The sequence below is a fragment of the Amycolatopsis nalaikhensis genome, from assembly GCF_030264295.1.
GTDB lineage: Bacteria > Actinomycetota > Actinomycetes > Mycobacteriales > Pseudonocardiaceae > Amycolatopsis > Amycolatopsis nalaikhensis.
Genome location: NZ_CP127173.1, coordinates 4,588,346 through 4,604,443, shown reverse-complemented (window position 1 = coordinate 4,604,443; position 16,098 = coordinate 4,588,346). Strand labels below are relative to the sequence as shown.

General features: G+C 71.1%; 20 protein-coding genes. 11 read left to right on the top strand and 9 right to left on the bottom strand.

What is annotated here, in order from left to right:
• The first annotated feature begins 39 nt into the window (after positions 1–39).
• On the top strand, positions 40–696 hold the full coding sequence (locus QP939_RS22755; RefSeq protein ID WP_285458835.1) for a hypothetical protein: 657 nt from the start codon (positions 40–42) through the stop codon (positions 694–696).
• On the opposite strand, the gene QP939_RS22750 is transcribed toward QP939_RS22755, so the two are convergent.
• Complete coding sequence (locus QP939_RS22750) at positions 693–1,166, bottom strand: hotdog fold domain-containing protein (protein WP_285458834.1); 474 nt, start codon at positions 1,164–1,166, stop codon at positions 693–695. The genes QP939_RS22755 and QP939_RS22750 overlap by 4 nt on opposite strands.
• Before the next feature lie 82 nt (positions 1,167–1,248).
• Between QP939_RS22750 and QP939_RS22745 the strand changes: the two genes are divergently transcribed.
• Both QP939_RS22745 and QP939_RS22740 read left to right on the top strand, forming a co-directional pair.
• Positions 1,249–1,839 carry an acid phosphatase gene (locus tag QP939_RS22745; protein ID WP_285458833.1) on the top strand — a complete coding sequence of 197 codons (591 nt, stop codon included), beginning with the start codon at positions 1,249–1,251 and terminating at the stop codon, positions 1,837–1,839.
• Position 1,840: 1 nt separating this feature from the next.
• Positions 1,841–2,323, top strand: a complete 483-nt coding sequence (locus QP939_RS22740; protein WP_285458832.1) for a GNAT family N-acetyltransferase — start codon at positions 1,841–1,843, stop codon at positions 2,321–2,323.
• A gap of 13 nt (positions 2,324–2,336) precedes the next feature.
• On the opposite strand, the gene QP939_RS22735 is transcribed toward QP939_RS22740, so the two are convergent.
• The gene (locus QP939_RS22735) at positions 2,337–2,807 is read right to left on the bottom strand and encodes a hypothetical protein (protein ID WP_285458831.1); all 471 of its coding nucleotides are present in this window, start codon (positions 2,805–2,807) and stop codon (positions 2,337–2,339) included.
• Between the two features lie 311 nt (positions 2,808–3,118).
• Between QP939_RS22735 and QP939_RS22730 the strand changes: the two genes are divergently transcribed.
• Together QP939_RS22730 and QP939_RS22725 are read left to right on the top strand one after the other, a co-directional pair.
• The gene (locus QP939_RS22730) at positions 3,119–4,102 is read left to right on the top strand and encodes a diacylglycerol/lipid kinase family protein (protein ID WP_285458830.1); all 984 of its coding nucleotides are present in this window, start codon (positions 3,119–3,121) and stop codon (positions 4,100–4,102) included.
• A gap of 274 nt (positions 4,103–4,376) precedes the next feature.
• The gene (locus tag QP939_RS22725) at positions 4,377–4,631 is read left to right on the top strand and encodes a WhiB family transcriptional regulator (RefSeq protein WP_072481920.1); all 255 of its coding nucleotides are present in this window, start codon (positions 4,377–4,379) and stop codon (positions 4,629–4,631) included.
• Between the two features lie 446 nt (positions 4,632–5,077).
• On the opposite strand, the gene QP939_RS22720 is transcribed toward QP939_RS22725, so the two are convergent.
• The gene (locus QP939_RS22720; RefSeq protein ID WP_285458829.1) at positions 5,078–6,598 is read right to left on the bottom strand and encodes a sensor histidine kinase; all 1,521 of its coding nucleotides are present in this window, start codon (positions 6,596–6,598) and stop codon (positions 5,078–5,080) included.
• A gap of 74 nt (positions 6,599–6,672) precedes the next feature.
• On the opposite strand from QP939_RS22720, the gene QP939_RS52230 reads away from it, so the two are divergent.
• Positions 6,673–6,747: a 50S ribosomal protein bL37 gene (locus QP939_RS52230; protein ID WP_098515123.1), complete on the top strand. Its 75-nt coding sequence runs from the start codon at positions 6,673–6,675 to the stop codon at positions 6,745–6,747.
• 60 nt (positions 6,748–6,807) lie between these two features.
• On the opposite strand, the gene rsrA is transcribed toward QP939_RS52230, so the two are convergent.
• Both rsrA and QP939_RS22710 read right to left on the bottom strand, forming a co-directional pair.
• Positions 6,808–7,128, bottom strand: coding sequence for a mycothiol system anti-sigma-R factor (gene rsrA, locus QP939_RS22715; RefSeq protein WP_086842729.1), 321 nt, complete (start codon positions 7,126–7,128; stop codon positions 6,808–6,810).
• Positions 7,125–7,751, bottom strand: coding sequence for a sigma-70 family RNA polymerase sigma factor (locus QP939_RS22710; protein ID WP_285458828.1), 627 nt, complete (start codon positions 7,749–7,751; stop codon positions 7,125–7,127). Before QP939_RS22710 ends, rsrA begins: the two co-directional genes overlap by 4 nt.
• 193 nt (positions 7,752–7,944) lie before the next feature.
• On the opposite strand from QP939_RS22710, the gene ybaK reads away from it, so the two are divergent.
• Positions 7,945–8,421 (top strand): Cys-tRNA(Pro) deacylase, encoded by a 477-nt coding sequence (ybaK, locus tag QP939_RS22705; RefSeq protein ID WP_285458827.1) that lies wholly within the window; start codon positions 7,945–7,947, stop codon positions 8,419–8,421.
• On the opposite strand, the gene QP939_RS22700 is transcribed toward ybaK, so the two are convergent.
• Entirely contained in the window at positions 8,418–9,026 is a 609-nt protein-coding gene (locus QP939_RS22700; protein ID WP_285458826.1) for an alpha/beta hydrolase family protein, read from the bottom strand. The genes ybaK and QP939_RS22700 overlap by 4 nt on opposite strands.
• Positions 9,023–9,781, bottom strand: coding sequence for an SOS response-associated peptidase (locus tag QP939_RS22695; RefSeq protein WP_285458825.1), 759 nt, complete (start codon positions 9,779–9,781; stop codon positions 9,023–9,025). The genes QP939_RS22700 and QP939_RS22695 overlap by 4 nt, the downstream gene beginning before the upstream one ends.
• A 114-nt stretch (positions 9,782–9,895) precedes the next feature.
• On the opposite strand from QP939_RS22695, the gene rsgA reads away from it, so the two are divergent.
• The 4 genes from rsgA (at position 9,896) to QP939_RS22675 (ending at position 13,655) form a co-directional block, all read left to right on the top strand.
• On the top strand, positions 9,896–10,918 hold the full coding sequence (gene rsgA, locus QP939_RS22690; RefSeq protein WP_285458824.1) for a ribosome small subunit-dependent GTPase A: 1,023 nt from the start codon (positions 9,896–9,898) through the stop codon (positions 10,916–10,918).
• A 102-nt stretch (positions 10,919–11,020) separates the two neighbouring features.
• Positions 11,021–11,905 carry an SCO4651 family lipoprotein gene (locus QP939_RS22685; RefSeq protein ID WP_285458823.1) on the top strand — a complete coding sequence of 295 codons (885 nt, stop codon included), beginning with the start codon at positions 11,021–11,023 and terminating at the stop codon, positions 11,903–11,905.
• Between the two features lie 70 nt (positions 11,906–11,975).
• Entirely contained in the window at positions 11,976–12,716 is a 741-nt protein-coding gene (locus QP939_RS22680) for an SCO4651 family lipoprotein (RefSeq protein WP_285458822.1), read from the top strand.
• A 57-nt stretch (positions 12,717–12,773) separates the two neighbouring features.
• Positions 12,774–13,655 (top strand): NAD-dependent epimerase/dehydratase family protein, encoded by an 882-nt coding sequence (locus QP939_RS22675; RefSeq protein ID WP_285458821.1) that lies wholly within the window; start codon positions 12,774–12,776, stop codon positions 13,653–13,655.
• Between the two features lie 542 nt (positions 13,656–14,197).
• On the opposite strand, the gene QP939_RS22670 is transcribed toward QP939_RS22675, so the two are convergent.
• Positions 14,198–14,689: a DUF6912 family protein gene (locus QP939_RS22670; protein WP_285458820.1), complete on the bottom strand. Its 492-nt coding sequence runs from the start codon at positions 14,687–14,689 to the stop codon at positions 14,198–14,200.
• Positions 14,686–16,092 carry a WS/DGAT/MGAT family O-acyltransferase gene (locus QP939_RS22665; RefSeq protein WP_285458819.1) on the bottom strand — a complete coding sequence of 469 codons (1,407 nt, stop codon included), beginning with the start codon at positions 16,090–16,092 and terminating at the stop codon, positions 14,686–14,688. The genes QP939_RS22670 and QP939_RS22665 overlap by 4 nt, the downstream gene beginning before the upstream one ends.
• Between the last annotated feature and the right edge of the window lie 6 nt (positions 16,093–16,098).

The window sequence follows — 16,098 nt, the reverse complement described above, 5'->3', positions numbered from 1 at the left end:
CGGATGTCCCCGCCGCCCGGCCCGAGCAGGCTGACGACCATGAAAATCCTCGCACTGGCCGCGGCCGGGGTCGCCGCGGCCGCACTGGCCCTCACGCCGGGCACGGCCGCCGCCGACGAGTTGCCGACGTTCGACTTCACCGGCTGCCCGGCCCCGCCGCCGGCCGCCGACCCGGGCACCTGGCGCTGCGAAGCCTTTGTTTCGCAAGGAAAACTGACGATCGACGGCCACGAGATCCCGCTCGGGGAAATGCGGCTGACGTTCAGCGAGGGCAAGGTCGACGGCCAGTACGCGCAGGTGTTCGGCTCGCTGCGGCACGCACCGGTGCGCGTCCCGGGCCTGGCGGGCACGACGCTCCAGCTGCGCTACGGCGGCCATTCGGACTTCCAGAGCAACGACGAACGGCGCGGCGAGCTGGACGTCTACGCCGTGCTGCGACACCCGTTGCTGCGCGGGGACTGCCGGATCGGCGTGCTGCACACCGTGGTCCACGACGACCCGGCGATCCCGCCGACGGTCCTCTCGAAGAACCCGACGACCGTCCACTTCGGTGTCGTGGACCCGGATCTGGCCGTGCCGTCGACGACCGGGTGCGGGCCACTGGGCAAGCTCGTCGACCGGAAGCTCGGGCTGCCGTCGCCGTCCGGCGAGAACACGTTCCACCAGGAGACGTACGTCCAGTACAAGCCGCTCTAGCGCTTCTTCGGCGTCACCCAGATGGTGATGGTCCCGGTGACCACGGGCTTGCCGCTCGTGTCCGAAATGGTCACCGGGACGGGAAGCTCGAAACCCTCGTCGCCGAACTCCGGCAGCTCGGGCAACGCCGCGACCGCGCGCAGGCCCGTCTCGGCCTTGGCGACGTACTGGACGGTCATGCCCTTCGGCAGCCAGCGGTGCGTCGCCGGGACCGTCGCCTCGGCGAGCATGCCCATCGCGATCTCGGCGAGGTTGCAGGCCGCGATCGCGTGGAACGTCTTGATGTGGTTGTAAACACCCCACCACTTCGGCGCGGTCACCTCGCAGTGGCCGGGCCGCAGCTCGCGCACCGAGGGCAGCACCGTGCGGAAGTACGGCACGCGCACGCACATCGCGGCGCTGAACAGCTGTTTCCCGCCCGGTTTCCCGGCCAGCTTGTGCCACAGCGCGAAGGTCGGCGTCTCGGACATGGGTTCTCCTCGAACTAAGCTACCGGTCAGTAGCTAAGCAGACGGTCAGCCGCCGCGCAAACCGCCGGATATATTCGGCGGCGTGGCTCATCGGCTCTTCCTCCTCCGGCACGGCCAGACCGAATGGTCGCTGAACGGGCGGCACACCGGCCGCACGGACATCCCGCTGACCCCGGCCGGGGAAGGCCAGGCCCTCGCCGCGGGCGGCACGCTCCGGAGCCTCGTCGGCGGGCCGTCGCTGGTGGTGTCGAGTCCGCGCGCCCGCGCCCTGCGGACGGCCGCGCTGGCCGGCCTGCGCGTCGACGAGGTCACGGAGGACCTCGCCGAGTGGGACTACGGCGACTATGAAGGCGTGACCACGCCGAAGATCCGGGAAACCGTGCCGGGGTGGACGGTCTGGACGCACCCGGTCCCCGGCGGCGAAAGCGCGTCGGAGGTCGAGGCGCGCGCCGACAAGGTGCTGGAGCGCGCCCGCCGCGACATCGAAGCCGGTGACGTGATCCTGGTCGGGCACGGGCACTTCAGCCGGGTGCTGGTGGCCCGCTGGCTCGGCCTGCCCGCCACCGCCGGTGTCCACTTCGGACTGGACGCGGCCGGCATCGCGGTGCTCGGCGACGAACGCGGCGAGCCGCAGATCGAACACCTCAACCTGCCGCCCGCACTGGAGGACTGACGTGCCCGACGACCGCATCCGCCGCATCCGGCCCGACGACGTCGAGGCCGCGGTCGGCCTGGCGTACGCGCTGGCGGAGTTCGAGCGCGCGCCCGACGAGTGCCACCTGACGGTGGAGCAGCTGCACACGGCGTTGTTCGGCGACGCGCCCAAGCTGTTCGGGCACGTGGCCGAAGTGGACGGTGAGATCGTCGGCTTCGCCGTGTGGTTCCTCAACTTCTCGACCTGGCGCGGCGTGCACGGGATCTACCTGGAGGACCTGTTCGTGCTGCCGGAGCACCGCGGTTCGGGCCTCGGCAAGGCCCTGCTGGCGGCACTGGCGGCGGAGTGCGTCGAGAACGGCTACGCGCGGCTGGAGTGGTCGGTGCTGGACTGGAACCCGGCGACGGAGTTCTACAAGGCCCTCGGCGCGGTCCCGATGGACGAGTGGACGGTCAACCGCCTCACTGACGCCCCGCTGCGAGCGCTGGCCGCCCAGGCCTGACTCACCTTGCGGCTCAGTCCTCTTCGTGACCCTCGCGCTCGGCGCGGCGGCCCGCGAGGCCGCCGCGTTCGGCCGCCTCCGTCTCGGTTTCGCCCTCGCGCAGGCCCAGCGCCCAGGCGCGGGACGGGCGGCGGAACAGCAGCACCAGCGCGGCGATCCCGAACAGCGCGACCGGCACCCCGAACGCCGGCTCGCCCGACGGCCCGAGCAGGTACCAGCCGAGCCCGATCACGATCAGCGCGATCACCACGCCCGGCGAGCGCGCCCACGTCTGGCCCAGGACGAGCCCGGCCGACGCGGCCAGGAACGCCAGCGCCACGACGATGAACGTGCCCGACTCGACGAAGACGTTGTTGCCCGGCTGCGCGGGCGAGCCCAGCCCCTTCACCAGCACGACCACCCCGAACACCAGCAGGGCGAGCGACGGCACCGCGGTGACCGCGCCGGCCAGCCGGACCTCACGGGGAGCGGGCGAGAGCTTCACTGCGACGGCCTTCCGGGGTCCTTTGCGGGAGCACAGTGGACTCCACCAGGGCGGGTCACCGTGCGTGAGCTGATTCGATCGTATGCCACCCGGTCGGCCGTTTTCGCGGGACCGCCCCGGCGTCGAAAATCCAAGTGTCGTCGATGAGCGGGCGGTCGGCCCGGGTGCACTCGTCACGACGAGCGGACACTCGCACGCGAAGGAGGGCCGCCCGGCACAGGGTCTCGGAGATGCGGTTTTCCAGGGTTGCGCCCGTCACCATGGGCCGCCGGAAGGTTCTCGGGCCGCCGGAAGTCACCTACCCTGCGGTGGTGCGCGCAATCCTCGTCGTGAACCCCCAGGCCACCTCGACCACCGCCGGTGGCCGGGACGTCCTGGCGCACGCGCTCGCCAGCCAGGTCAAGCTCGACGTGGTCGAAACGGACTACCGCGGCCACGCGATGGCCGTCGCGCGCTCGGCGGCGCGGGACGGGATCGACCTCGTCGTGGCCCACGGCGGCGACGGCACGGTCAACGAGGTCGTCAACGGCCTGCTGGCCGACGCGGTGACATCCGCGGCTCCGCCGCGGGCCGGGGGCTCCGCCACCCGGATCCCCAGAGGTGGAGGCGATCCGGCACAGGTCGGGCCGGTCCCCGCGCTCGGCGTCGTGCCCGGCGGTTCGGCCAACGTGTTCGCGCGCGCCCTCGGCATCTCCCACGACCCCGTCGAGGCCACCCACCAGCTGCTCCACGCGCTGGAGAACGACCGCTCGCGCCGGGTCGGGCTCGGCCTGGCCGACGGCCACTGGTTCACCTTCAACGCCGGCCTCGGCTGGGACGCCGACGTCGTCGGCCGCGTGGCGAAGCGCCGCGGCAAGCAGACGACCGCGGGCCTCTACCTGCGAGCCGCTGTCCGCTCCTACTTCCGGCCGCCACTGGGCCGCCCGGCCCTGACGATCCGCGTCCCGGGCGAGGAACCCGCCGAGGCGCTGACCGCTTTCGTGTCGAACACGGATCCGTGGAGCTACCTGGGCGAGCGCGCGGTCCACCTCAACCCGGGTTGCTCGTTCGAGACGGGACTGGGCTTGTTCGCGCTGAACGGTCTGGGGTTGCCCACCGTGTTCAAGCATGTACGCCACGCTTTGGCTACGAAGAGCAACCAGCGCGGCCGACGTCTCGTTCGTCACGACGACCTGCCGATGATCCGCATCGACGCAGCTGAACCGGTAAACTTCCAGGTGGACGGCGACCTCGTCGGCCAGCGGACGCGTGTGGAGTTTTTCAGTGTCCCGAATGCACTCACGGTAATCGTGTGACGACGGGACCCCTGATCGCCTGCGGCAAAGTGCAATCTGCCGTTCGTCGACGCAGAAGCTCCACTCAGCGCATCAGCCTTCCCTTCGGAGGGTCGTTTCGGAGAGAAACCGCAGGTCAGAGGCGTCGCTCGCCCGGGTGACCTGACTCACCGATCTTCCGGAAACCCTTGTCGAAAGCGGTGCTTCGTGAAAGCATTCACAAGCACCCGAGAACACGACCGCCATTGACGACTGTGGCGCGGCCCTGCCGCGCCGTATGAAGGAGCTCACGAACATGGACTGGCGCCACGACGCGGCCTGCCGAGACGAGGACCCCGAGCTGTTCTTCCCCGTGGGAACCAGCGGTCCTGCTCTGTCGCAGGTAGCGCAGGCGAAGGCCGTGTGCCACCGCTGCACCGTCGCTTCCGACTGCTTGGCCTGGGCTCTGGCCAGCGGGCAGGACGCCGGCGTGTGGGGCGGCATGAGCGAAGACGAGCGACGCGCGCTCAAGCGCCGCCGTACGCACATCGGCACGCGTACCAACGCCTGAGTTTTACTGCTTGCCCCACCCGAACCGCACAGGAAATTCTCCCGGCGGGTACTGCTGTGCCCACGCCGTCTGGGGCGATACCTACCCGGTTCGAGCTTAACAAGCGAGGCGAAACCACCTGGCAACGGGTGCGGTGAACCCTCACGCAGGACGTCAAGTCCTACCGCGAAGCGCTGAACGGCCCGGCACCTCTGCACCAGGTGCCGGGCCTTCATCGTGTCTTCCTCCCGCGCTGCACGTTCGCCGAAGCGGATATGCCCGGCGATGATCACCGCGAAACGCGGAGCCCTGGTGCCGCCTCGAAAGAGGGATGCGCGGCGAGCGGCCCGAACCCACCGCGCCTCAAGCGCCCCAATGTGGCCTTGGTTGCGTCTGACGCACCCAAGGCGGCCTTCGTTGCGTCTGACGCACCGAAGGCCACCTTGGGGCGCTTGGGTCCGGACCTGTCAGAGGCGGCGCGAGAGCGGGATCCGCAGCGCGGCTTCCGTGCCCGTCACCCGGGTCGACGACTCCTCGACCCGCACCTTCCGCAGCGACAGCGACCCGCGCAGCTCGGACTCCACCAGCGTCCGCACGATCTGCAGCCCCAGCCCGTCCGAGCGCTCCAGCGAGAACCCCGACGGCAAGCCACGCCCGTTGTCGCGGATCACGACGTCCAGCCAGCGCGCCGAACGCTCCACGATCAGCTCGACCTTGCCCGACCGGCCCGCCGGGAACGCGTGCTCGATGGCGTTCTGCACCAGCTCGGCCAGCACCATCACCAGCGGCGTCGCGATCTCCGCGACCACCACCCCGAACGAGCCCGTGCGCTTCAGCCCGACCTGCGACTCCGCCGTGGCGACCTCGCCGACCATCGGCAGCACGTTGTCGAGCAGCTTGTCGAGGTCGACGCGCTCGTCCACCGAGATGGACAGTGCCTCGTGCACCAGCGCGATCGACGTCACCCGGCGGACCGACTCGGCCAGCGCGAGCCGCGCCTCCTCCGACGTCGTCCGGCGGGACTGCAGGCGCAGCAGCGCCGCCACCGTCTGCAGGTTGTTCTTCACCCGGTGGTGGATCTCACGGATCGTCGCGTCCTTCGACAGCAGCGCGCGGTCGCGCCGCTTGACCTCGGTGACGTCGCGGACCAGCACCAACGCGCCCGCCGCCTGCCCGGCCGGCCGCAGCGGCAACGCTCGGAACAGCACAACCGCGCCGCGCCGGGAGTCGGCCTCCGTGCGGCTCGACGGCTTCCCGTCGAGGGCTTCGATGATCCGGTGGGACACCTCGGTCGCGTCGAACGGATCGCGGATCAGCGAGCGCGTCAGCGGCGCCAGGCGCGTCCCGACCAGGTCGGACTCGTGCCCCATCCGGTGGTAGGCGGACAGGCCGTTCGGGCTGGCGAACACCACCGTGCCGCTCGAGTCGAGCCGGATCAGGCCGTCCCCGACCCGCGGTGACGTGTGCGTGTCCGTCGCGTTCGTGCCGTTCGGCGGGAACGTCCCGTCGACGATCATCTGGCAGAGGTCGCCGGCGCTGCCCAGGTACGCGATCTCCAACGGCGAAGGCACGCGCGGCGCGGCCAGGTTCGTCTCGCGACTCAGCACGGCGATGACCTCGTCGTGGAACCGCACCGGGATCGCCTCGCGGCGCATCGGCAGGTCGCGGTACCAGTGCGGGTCCTCCTCGCGGCAGATCCGCACCTCGCGCATGGCCTTCGCCAGCTGCGGGTGCTCCTGCACGGTGAACCGGGTGCCGACGACGTCCTCGGGGTGCGCGGTGGGCGCCGTCGTCGGCCGCGCGTGCGCGACGCAGACGAAGTCACCGCCGTCGGGCTGCAGTTCCTCGCTCACCGGGACCCAGAGCAGGAAGTCCGCGAAGGACAGGTCGGCCAGCAGCTGCCACTCGGCGACGACGGTCTGCAGGTGGTCGGCCGCTTCCCCGGGCAGGCCGGTGTTGTCGGCGAGCAGTTCGGCGAGCGTGGACACGCACCCCATCCAACCAGAACGGGACGTCATGACACACTTGAGAGGTTGACCAGCTTCGCCGACGAGGAGTGAACATGTCGAAGCGCGCCCGCAAGCGTCGCGACCGGAAGAAGAACGGCGCGAACCACGGCAAGAAGCCCAACGCCTGAGCGTTCGGCATGCCGAAGGCCCCCACACCGAGGTGCGGGGGCCTTCGTCGTGCTCGGGCGCTACTCGGAGCGCTGCTCGAGGGTGATCTCGGTGCGTTCGACCGTGACACCGCCGCGGCTGGCGACGGTCTGGCGGATCGACGCGCGCAGCCTGCTCTTCAGCTCCGCCGGGGCGTGGTCACCGCCGCACTTGCGGGCCAGCAGCTGCTTGATGTGCTCGTCGATGCCGTACTCCTCGAGGCACGGCGGGCAGTCCTCGATGTGGGCGCGCAGCGCGGCGTCCCGCTCGGGGCTGCACTCGCGGTCGAGGAGCAGGTAGATGTCGGCGAGCGCCTCTTCGCACCGGACCTTGTCGGACGCGCCCTCGCACATGTCGTTCATCGCCCCGCCACCTCTTCCTTGGCGCCGCGGATGAAGCCGCGTTCACGGGCGACGTCGGCGAGGAGGTCGCGCAGCTGGGCGCGGCCGCGGTGCAGGCGGGACATCACGGTGCCGATGGGGGTGTCCATGATCTCGGCGATCTCCTTGTACGCGAAGCCCTCGACATCCGCCAGGTAGACGGCCAGCCGGAACTCCTCGGGCAGCTTCTGCAGGGCGGCCTTGACGTCGGTGTCGGGCAGGTTGTCCATCGCCTCGACCTCGGCCGAACGCAGCCCGCTGGAGGTGTGGCTCTCCGCCTTGGCGATCTGCCAGTCGGTGATCTCCTCGGTGGGCTGCTGCACGGGCTGCCGCTGCCGCTTGCGGTAGCCGTTGATGTAGGTGTTGGTGAGGATGCGGTACATCCACGCCTTGAGGTTCGTGCCCGCCTTGAAGGAGGCGAAGGCCGCGTACGCCTTCAGGTAGGTCTCCTGGACCAGGTCCTCGGCATCGGCGGGGTTGCGGGTCATCCGCATCGCGGCCGAGTACAGCTGGTCGAGCAGCGGCATGGCGTCCCGCTCGAAGCGCTCGGCGCGCTCGGCCTCGGTCGCCTCATCGGCCGCTGCTGGGTTCTGCGTGCTCGGCAAACCGTTCCCTTCCCGCTCGGCGTCGATGCGCGTGCGCGCATACGGCAGGCCCGAGTTTACGCGGGGGCCGGGCACGCCGGGGTTCGCCGGTGCCTCAGGGCGTCGACGGCTGCGAGAGCGTGTGGTGGCGAGCGTTGTGGTCACGCCCCGTACAACCGATCGGGTGCTGAAGGCATTCCCTAGACTTCGCCGCATGGCTGGCAAGGGCACCCCGGCGACGGCGGTCTTGGCGAAGCAGAAAGTGCCGCACACGCTGCACGCGTACGACCACGACCCGCGCGCGGAGTCGTACGGCCTGGAGGCCGTGGAGGCGCTGGGCCTGGACCGGGCGAGGGTGTTCAAGACGCTGGTGGCCGAGGTCGACGGCCGGTTGACGGTCGGGGTGGTCCCGGTCACCGGCCAGCTGGACCTGAAGGGCCTGGCGGCGGCGTCCGGCGGCAAGAAGGCGAAGATGGCCGACCCGGCGGCGGCCCAGCGCGCGACGGGGTACGTCCTGGGCGGGATCTCGCCGCTGGGGCACCGGAGCCGGTTGCCGGTGGTGATCGACGCGTCCGCGGAGAAGTTCGAGACGGTGTTCTGCTCGGCCGGGCGGCGCGGGCTGGAGGTCGAGCTGGCGCCCGCCGACCTGATCCGGCTCACCGGCGCCGTGGTGGCCCCGATCGCCGCTTAGGCCAGCGGCCGCAGCACCCGCGAAAGCCACTCGGTCGCCGCCCGCGAGACGGTCTCCAGGTCCTTCCCCAGGTTGTGGTCCCCGTCGACGATCACCAGCTCGTGGTGCGGCCCCGGCTTGGGTCGCCCGAACGGGTCGCGCTCCCCCTGGACCACCAGCACCGGCACCTCGACCGCGTCCAGCTCCGGCTGGCGCGTCTTCTCCGGACGGCCCGGCGGGTGCTCCGGGAACGCCAGGCACAGCACCGCCACCGCCTGGCCCGCCGCCGCCGTCCGGCACGCCACTCGCGCACCCGACGAGCGGCCGCCGAACACGAACGGCAGCCCGTCGAACCGGCCCGCGAGGTCGTCGGCGATCGTCAGCCACGCCGCGTCCAGCTGGTTCGCCGGGGCCGGCGCGCGACGGCCCGCCACCTTGTACGGCTGCTCGACCAGCGCCACGTGCACCCCGGCCGCCTGGGCCGCGCGCGTCACCGCCACCAGGTCCTTCGCCCCGAGCCCGCCGCCCGCGCCGTGGCCCAGCATCAGCACCGCTTCGCCCTCTTCGGCGCAGTGCAGGTACACCCGGGCCGGGCCGTACGCGGTGTCGATCTTGAGCGCGGTCATGACTTCGGCACGTCGAACAGGGCGCCTTCGTGCGCCGGGTCGACCCGCTCCAGCAGCTCCGGCCCGTTGTTGCGGACGTTGTTGACCAGCGTCGAGATCGGCCGCAGCTCCAGCGACGCCACGATGTCGTCCGGCGTCGGCACCAGCAGGTCGGTGACGTCTTCGCGGTCCGGGTCGAGCCACCCGTCCCAGTGCGAGCGCGGCACGATCAGCGGCATCCGGTGGTGGATGTCGGTGAGCTGCCCGGAGGCGTCGGTGGTGATGATCGAGAACGTGATCAGCGGCGCCGCGTTGTCGTCGTCCTTCGGCCGCCAGCTTTCCCAGATCCCGCCGAACGCGATCGACGAGCCGTCCGGTTCCGTCATGTAGAACGGCTCCTTCTCCTTGCCCGTGCGGCGCCACTCGAACCAGCCGTCGGCGGGCACCAGGCAGCGGCGGGACGTCAGCGCGCGGCGGAACGCCGGCTTCTCGGCGGCCGTCTCGGCGCGGGTGTTGATCATCCGCGAGCCGACCGACGGGTCCTTCGCCCAGAACGGCACCAGGCCCCACTTCATCATCCGCAGCGAGCGCTCGGCGGGCTCGTCCTCGAGGACCTGGCCGTCTTCGTCACGCGGGTGCCGCTGCACGACCGTCACGACGTTCTTCGTCGGCGCGACGTTGTGGTCGGCGCGCGCGTGCCCCTCGGTGAGGTCGATCGCGTCGAACTCCTCGATCAGCTTCGCCGGGTCCTTCGTGGCGGCGTAGCGGCCGCACATGAGTGCCTCCTCGCAAGCGGGAAACGTCCGGGACGCCATCGTTACACGCAGGCCAGGGCCGTGGCGAGCGGCATGGGATCATTCGGGGGCACGGCGCACGGGAGGAGGACACCTTTGGCGCGCAACGACTGGAGCAGGCTGGACGAGTCCGACGTCCGCGTGCGCCCCGGCAAGGGCAGCCGTCCGCGCAGCAAGCGCCGTCCCGAGCACGCCGACGCCGTGACCGCCATGGTCATCGGCAAGGACCGCGGCCGCTGGACCTGCGCGATCGACGCCGACCCCGACCGGGTGATCACCGCGATGCGGGCCCGCGAGATGGGCCGGACGCCGGTCGTCGTCGGCGACCGGGTCGGGATCGTCGGCGACGTCTCCGGCAAGCCGGACACCCTCGCGCGGATCGTCCGGGTCGACGAGCGCACCAGCTCGCTGCTGCGCACGGCCGACGACACCGATCCGTACGAGCGGCTCGTCGTCGCCAACGCCGAGCGCCTGCTGATCGTCACCGCGCTCGCCGACCCGCCGCCGCGCACCGGGTTCATCGACCGCTGCCTGGTCGCCTGCTACGCGGGCGGCGTCGAGCCGGTGCTGTGCCTGACGAAAGCCGACCTGGCCAGCCCGGACGAACTGCTCGCGGGCTACGCGGGCCTCGACGTTCCGGCGATCGTGACCCGCTACGACGAAGAACCCGACGGCCTCGCCGAAATGCTGAAGGACCGCGTGACGGCACTGGTCGGCCACTCTGGTGTCGGCAAGTCGACATTGGTCAACCGGCTGGTGCCGGACGCCGCGCTCGCCACCGGCGTGGTGAGCGCGGTCGGCAAGGGGCGCCACACGTCCGTCGCGGCGGTGGCGCTGCCGCTGCCGGACGGCGGCTGGGTGATCGACACGCCGGGCGTGCGGTCGTTCGGGCTGGCGCACGTCACCGCGGACGACATCGTCGACGCCTTCGAGGAGTTCGCCGAAGCCGCCGAGGAGTGCCCGTCCGGCTGCGGGCACCTCGGCCCGCCGGAGGACCCGGACTGCGCGCTCGACGACGTCGTCATCGAAGGCAAGGCCAGCCCCGAGCGGCTCGCGTCGCTGCGGCGCCTGCTGGCCTCCCGGGGCGGTCATGACGTGACGCGCACCACGGACGCCTGAGGCAACCGGGAACCTACGCCGGATCGTCACCGTCACATCGGTAACCATTCGCCCGTTCGGGCGATATCCCGAGCGGAAGATCCGATCCTGAGGGGAAATTCGATGCGCAAGACCACCCTGGTCGCCGCGGGCGCCGCGCTGGTGCTCACGCTGACGGCGTGCAGCGGCAACACCACGGGCACCGCGGCCCCGGCCGGCGAGTCCCAGGCTTCCGGCAGCAGCGGCCTCGCCTCGCCGTTCACCGACGCGGTCCAGCTGGCGTCGGCGTCGAAGCAGGGCACCGAGAAGTCCAAGTCGGCGAAGTTCTCCATGGAGGGCTCCGTCGCCGGCCAGACGCTGAGCGTGAACGGCGTGATGGCGTTCGACGGCGCGAACACGAAGTTCTCGATGACGAGCACCGCGGCCGGCGAGACCACCGAGATGCGCATGGTCGACAAGGTCATGTACATCAAGCTGCCCGCCGCCCAGCAGCAGCAGATGGGCACGGACAAGGCGTGGGCCAAGATCTCGGCCGACGGCACCGACCCGATCTCGCAGGCGATGGGCAGCGCGATGTCGCAGTCGGCCGAGCAGAGCGACCCGAGCAAGATCCTGGACCAGATCTCGAAGACCGGCCGGATCATTTCGTCCGACCAGACGGAGCTGAACGGCGAGCAGGTCAACCACTACAAGGTGGAGCTCGACGTCGCCAAGGCCATCGACCAGTTCACCAGCCAGGTCCCCGAGTCGGCGCGCGCCCAGCTCACCGACAAGCTCAAGGGCAAGGACGTGAAGATCCCGGCCGAACTGTGGCTGAACAAGGACAACCTGCCGGTGCAGGTCACGATGGACCAGACCGCGATGCTGAAGGCGCTGGGCATGCCCGGCGGCACCGAGTCGAAGTTCACCATGAAGTACACCGACTGGGGCACCCAGGTCGACGTGGCGGCCCCGCCCGCCGAGCAGGTCGTCGACCTCGGCGAGCTGATGAAGAAGGCCGGTCGCTGACCGAACGACGCTGAGTAGCGGCGGCTCCCCCGAACGGGTTCGGGGGAGCCGCTGTGTTTTTGTGTGCACCATGCGCAAAGCCGCCGTCGTGCTGCTGCTCGCCCTGCTCGCCGGCGCGTGCTCGAGCCCACCCCCACCCCCGCCGGCGTACACGGACGCGCGCGAGCTGGCCGACGCGGCCACGGCGGCGGCGACGAGCGGCGGCTCGGCGAAGTTCGCCACGGACGTCGCGGTCGGCTCGATCCGCTCGAAGGGCCAGGGCCAAGCGCGGTTCGGAGCGGGCGGGACGGCCCAGGTGATGACGACGGACGTCCTCGGCGAGCCGATGGAGCTGCGGCTGGTGGCCGGGAAGCTGTACGCGAAGGTCCCGGAGAGCGCGCGGGAGGGGAAGCCGTGGGTGGCGGTCGCGGCGGACGGGTCGGACCCGTTTTCCCAGGTCCTCGGCGGCAGCCTCGCGCAGCTGGCGGCCCAGAACGACCCGGCGCACACACTGGGCGAAATCCGCACGGCGGGCACGATCGTGTCGGCGGAGCGCACGAACCTGGGCGGGGTGGCGGCGGAGCACTACCGAGTAGAGCTGGAACCGGCGCGCCTGGGCACGGACCTCCCGGCGGGCTTGGCGCCGGACTCCGCGGGGCGCCTCGGCAAGTTCCCGGTGGAGCTGTGGCTCGACGACGCGCACCGGCCGTTGCAGATCGTCCTGGACCTTTCGCCGGTCCTGCAGGGGTCCGAAGCCCGCATCACGACGCGCTACACGGAGTGGGGAAGCCCGGTCGACGTCCAGCCGCCACCGCCGGGCGAAGTGGGTTAGTCACGTTTTTCGCGGCCGTCTCGTCCAGGTCCCGGGTATCGGACTCGGGAGGCGGACATGCGGGTGATGGTGATCGGGGCGACGGGCATGCTGGGGCGCCCGGCGGTGGCGCGTCTGCTGGAGGCGGGCCACGAGGTGAGCGGCTTGGCGCGTGCGGCGGACCGGGCGTCGGCGGTCCTGTCGACGGGGGCCGAGCCCGTGGTCGGGGATTTGTTCTCGGCATCTTCGCTGGCCACGGCGTTGCGCGGGCACGACGCGGTGCTGAACTTGGCGACGCGGATCCCCCGGAAGCTGACCAGCAAGTCGGCTTGGGCGGAGAACGACCGGGTCCGGACGGCGGGGAGCGCTGCGTTGGCTGCGGCCGTGCGGCAGGTCGAGGACGTTCGGATCGTGGTTCAGGAGGGCGTTTCGTTCGTGTATGCGGACGGCGGTTCCTCGGAGCTGACGGAAGAGGCTCCGGTGCGTGCGGGCGGAGTGACGGCATCGTCGGTGGTGGCGCATTCGAACGTGGCGGCCCTGACTGATCGCACGGTGGTCCGGCTCCGGATCGGGCTGTTGGTCGGGCCGGACCCGATGACGTCGGCGCTCTTGGCGGCCGCGCGGCGCGGGGCGCCGTTGATCATGGGATCGCGTCGGGATTGGACGACGGTGATCCACCCGTCCGACGCGGCCGCGGCTGCGGTGGCGGCTTTGGGTGCGCCTTCGGGGGTTTACAACGTGGGGGCGCCGCCGGTCTTGAAGGCCGATTTGGGGGCGGCCATGGCTGAGGCTGCCGGGGTTCGGAAGGCTCGGGCTTTGCCGAAGTGGCTGCTTTCGCGGGTGCCGATGGCGGAGCCCATGGCACGGTCGCAGCGGGTGGTGTCCGGGAAGTTGATGGCGGCGACCGGGTGGCGGTGCGTGCTGCCCGTTCCTGGGCCGGAGTGGTTCACGGCGGGCTGATCAGGCCACTTGCCCACAAGTTATCCACAACGGGACCCACCTGTGGACAACCGAAGCGTTCATTGCCGAACGCAAGCTGGGGTGCAGGATGCTGGGGCCTGAATCGGATCACCGGATAGCCGCCGAGTCGGCTCGCCCAACCAGGCGGGAAGTGGGCTGAGCTGGGCCCAAGCTGGTCGCCGCGTAGTCAGCTCGTGGAGCGGCGGCGACGCTGGTCAGCGAGCTGACTCCGCCAAACCGCTCGCCGAGTTGAGTCCGCCGCCCCGGACCGACGAGCCAAGCTCGCCGAAGTTGGCGGCAAGTTACGTCACCGACCTGGCCGCCGAGTGAGTCGGCGTGGTCGCTCGCTGAACGCTGGAGGCGGTCGCCGAGATGGGGCCGCAGGTCCGGGGTCGCCAAGCTGGTCCACCGAGCCAAGTCCGCCGACCCACGCCACCAAAGCCAGTCGCTGAGATGGAACCTGCCGACCCTGGCCAGTCGCCGGATCGAGCCTGCCACCTCAGGCCGCAGAGCTGCTCATCAAACCCGGCGCGAGCCGCGCGTCAGAGCAGCTCCAGCAGGAACGGCAGCTCCTGCGGCGCGTACCAAGCGAGCTCATGATCCTCAGCATCCCCGAGCGTGAACTCCGCATCCGGATCCCCCAGATCAGCCGCATCGATCACCGCCGCGGCAGCAGCCACCGCGTCCGCAGCCTCCGGAGCATCGACGTGGATCGCCGCCACGGCCGACATCGGGATCGGCCCGCCGATCCGCACCACCGGGGCATCCAGGTCCGGCCGCAACGTCACCCCCTCGACGTCGGCCGACACCACCACCCGCCGCGGCTCGCCCTTCTCCTCCGCCGCGATCAACCGCAGCGAAGCCCGAGCCGCGTCCAGCAGGGCCGCGTACTCCAGTTCCTCGTCCGACCCGCTCACGTACGCCTCGCGCAACGCCGGGGTCAGCGCGAACGCCGTCCCGCTGCGGGCGCGGAACTCCCCCGAGGATTCGAGGTCGCGAAGCATCGCGATGGTCGCAGGCAGATAGACCCTCACCAGTGCGCACCCTTCAGCTCTTCCAGGGACTCTTCGATCATCCCGGCCACGAGGTCGACGTCGAACGCGGCTTTGCGGTCGCCGTTGAGTCCGAAGTAGACGCCGCCGTGGTAGGACGTCACCCCGATCGCCAGCGCCTGGGTGCGCATCAGCGGCATGACCGGGAACATCTCGACCAGTCTGGCCTCTCCCGCGTACATCGGCACCTGCGGGCCCGGCGAGTTGGTCACCATGACGTTGAAGATGCGCCCCGACAGCGAACCCGCCGCTCGCGCGCCGAGGGAGTGCAGCGTAGCCGGGGCGAAGCCGCCGACCCGGAGCAGCCCGCGCGCCGCCACCGAACGGCCCGAATCGTGGTGCTCGGCCATCGCGTGGCCGATGTGCTGCAGGCGCAGCACCGGGTTCGGCTCGCCGACCGGCAGGTCGACCAGGTACGCGTCGACCTGGTTGCCGACCAGCGCCGGGGTCGAATACTCCGCCGTCTCGGCGTCGCGGACCGCCAGCGGTACCAGCGCGGGGATCGTCGTCTCCGGCGTCAGCGGCTCCTCGCGCGAAAGCAGCCATTCGCGCAGCGCGCCCGTGATGGCCGCGAGCACGACGTCGTTGACCGTGCCGCCGTGCGCCGCGCGGATCTTCCGGAAGTCCTCCAGCCGCGTGCGCACCACCGCGAACACGCGCCCGCCCGACACCCGGACGTTCAGCGGTCCCGGTGGCGCCGGCCGCACCAGCGTCCGCAACGTCGACGCGACGCCGCCGACCGTGTCGGCGAGCTTGCCCGCCGCCGCGACCGCGTCGTTCGCCGCCGAGCGGACGTTCTCCACCACCTCGCCCGGCCGCTGCACGCCCTCGCTCACCGCGTCCAGCACCAGCTGCGTGCGGCTCGGCTCGCGGCGCGGCGTCCAGATGTCCTCGAACGGCTCCGGCTCGGCCGGCGTCGGGTCGAGGATGAGCTGGCCGAGGTCGATCGTGCCGATGCCGTCCACAACGGACTGGTGCGTCTTCGTCACCAGGGCGAGCCGGTCGCCGGCCAGTCCCTCGATGAAGTACGCCTCCCACAGCGGCCGCTCCGGCGCCAGCCGCCGCGACATCAGGCGCGCCACCAGGTCGAACAGCTGCTCGTCGCTGCCCGGCTGGGGCAGCGCCGAACGCCGGACGTGGTAGTTCAGGTCGAAGTCGACGTCGTCCACCCACACCGGGCGCGCCAGGTGGCCCGGCACCTCCAGCACGCGCTGCCGGTAGCGCGGCAGGTACGCCAGCCGCGCGCCGACGAGGTCGAGCAGCTGCGCGTAGCTGAACCCGGACCGCGGCCGCTCGAAGATCGCCACCCCGCCGACGTGCATCGGCGTCGCGTGGTCCTCGACGTACAGGAACGAGGCGTCCAGCGCGGAAAGGCGGTCGGGCATGGGCCG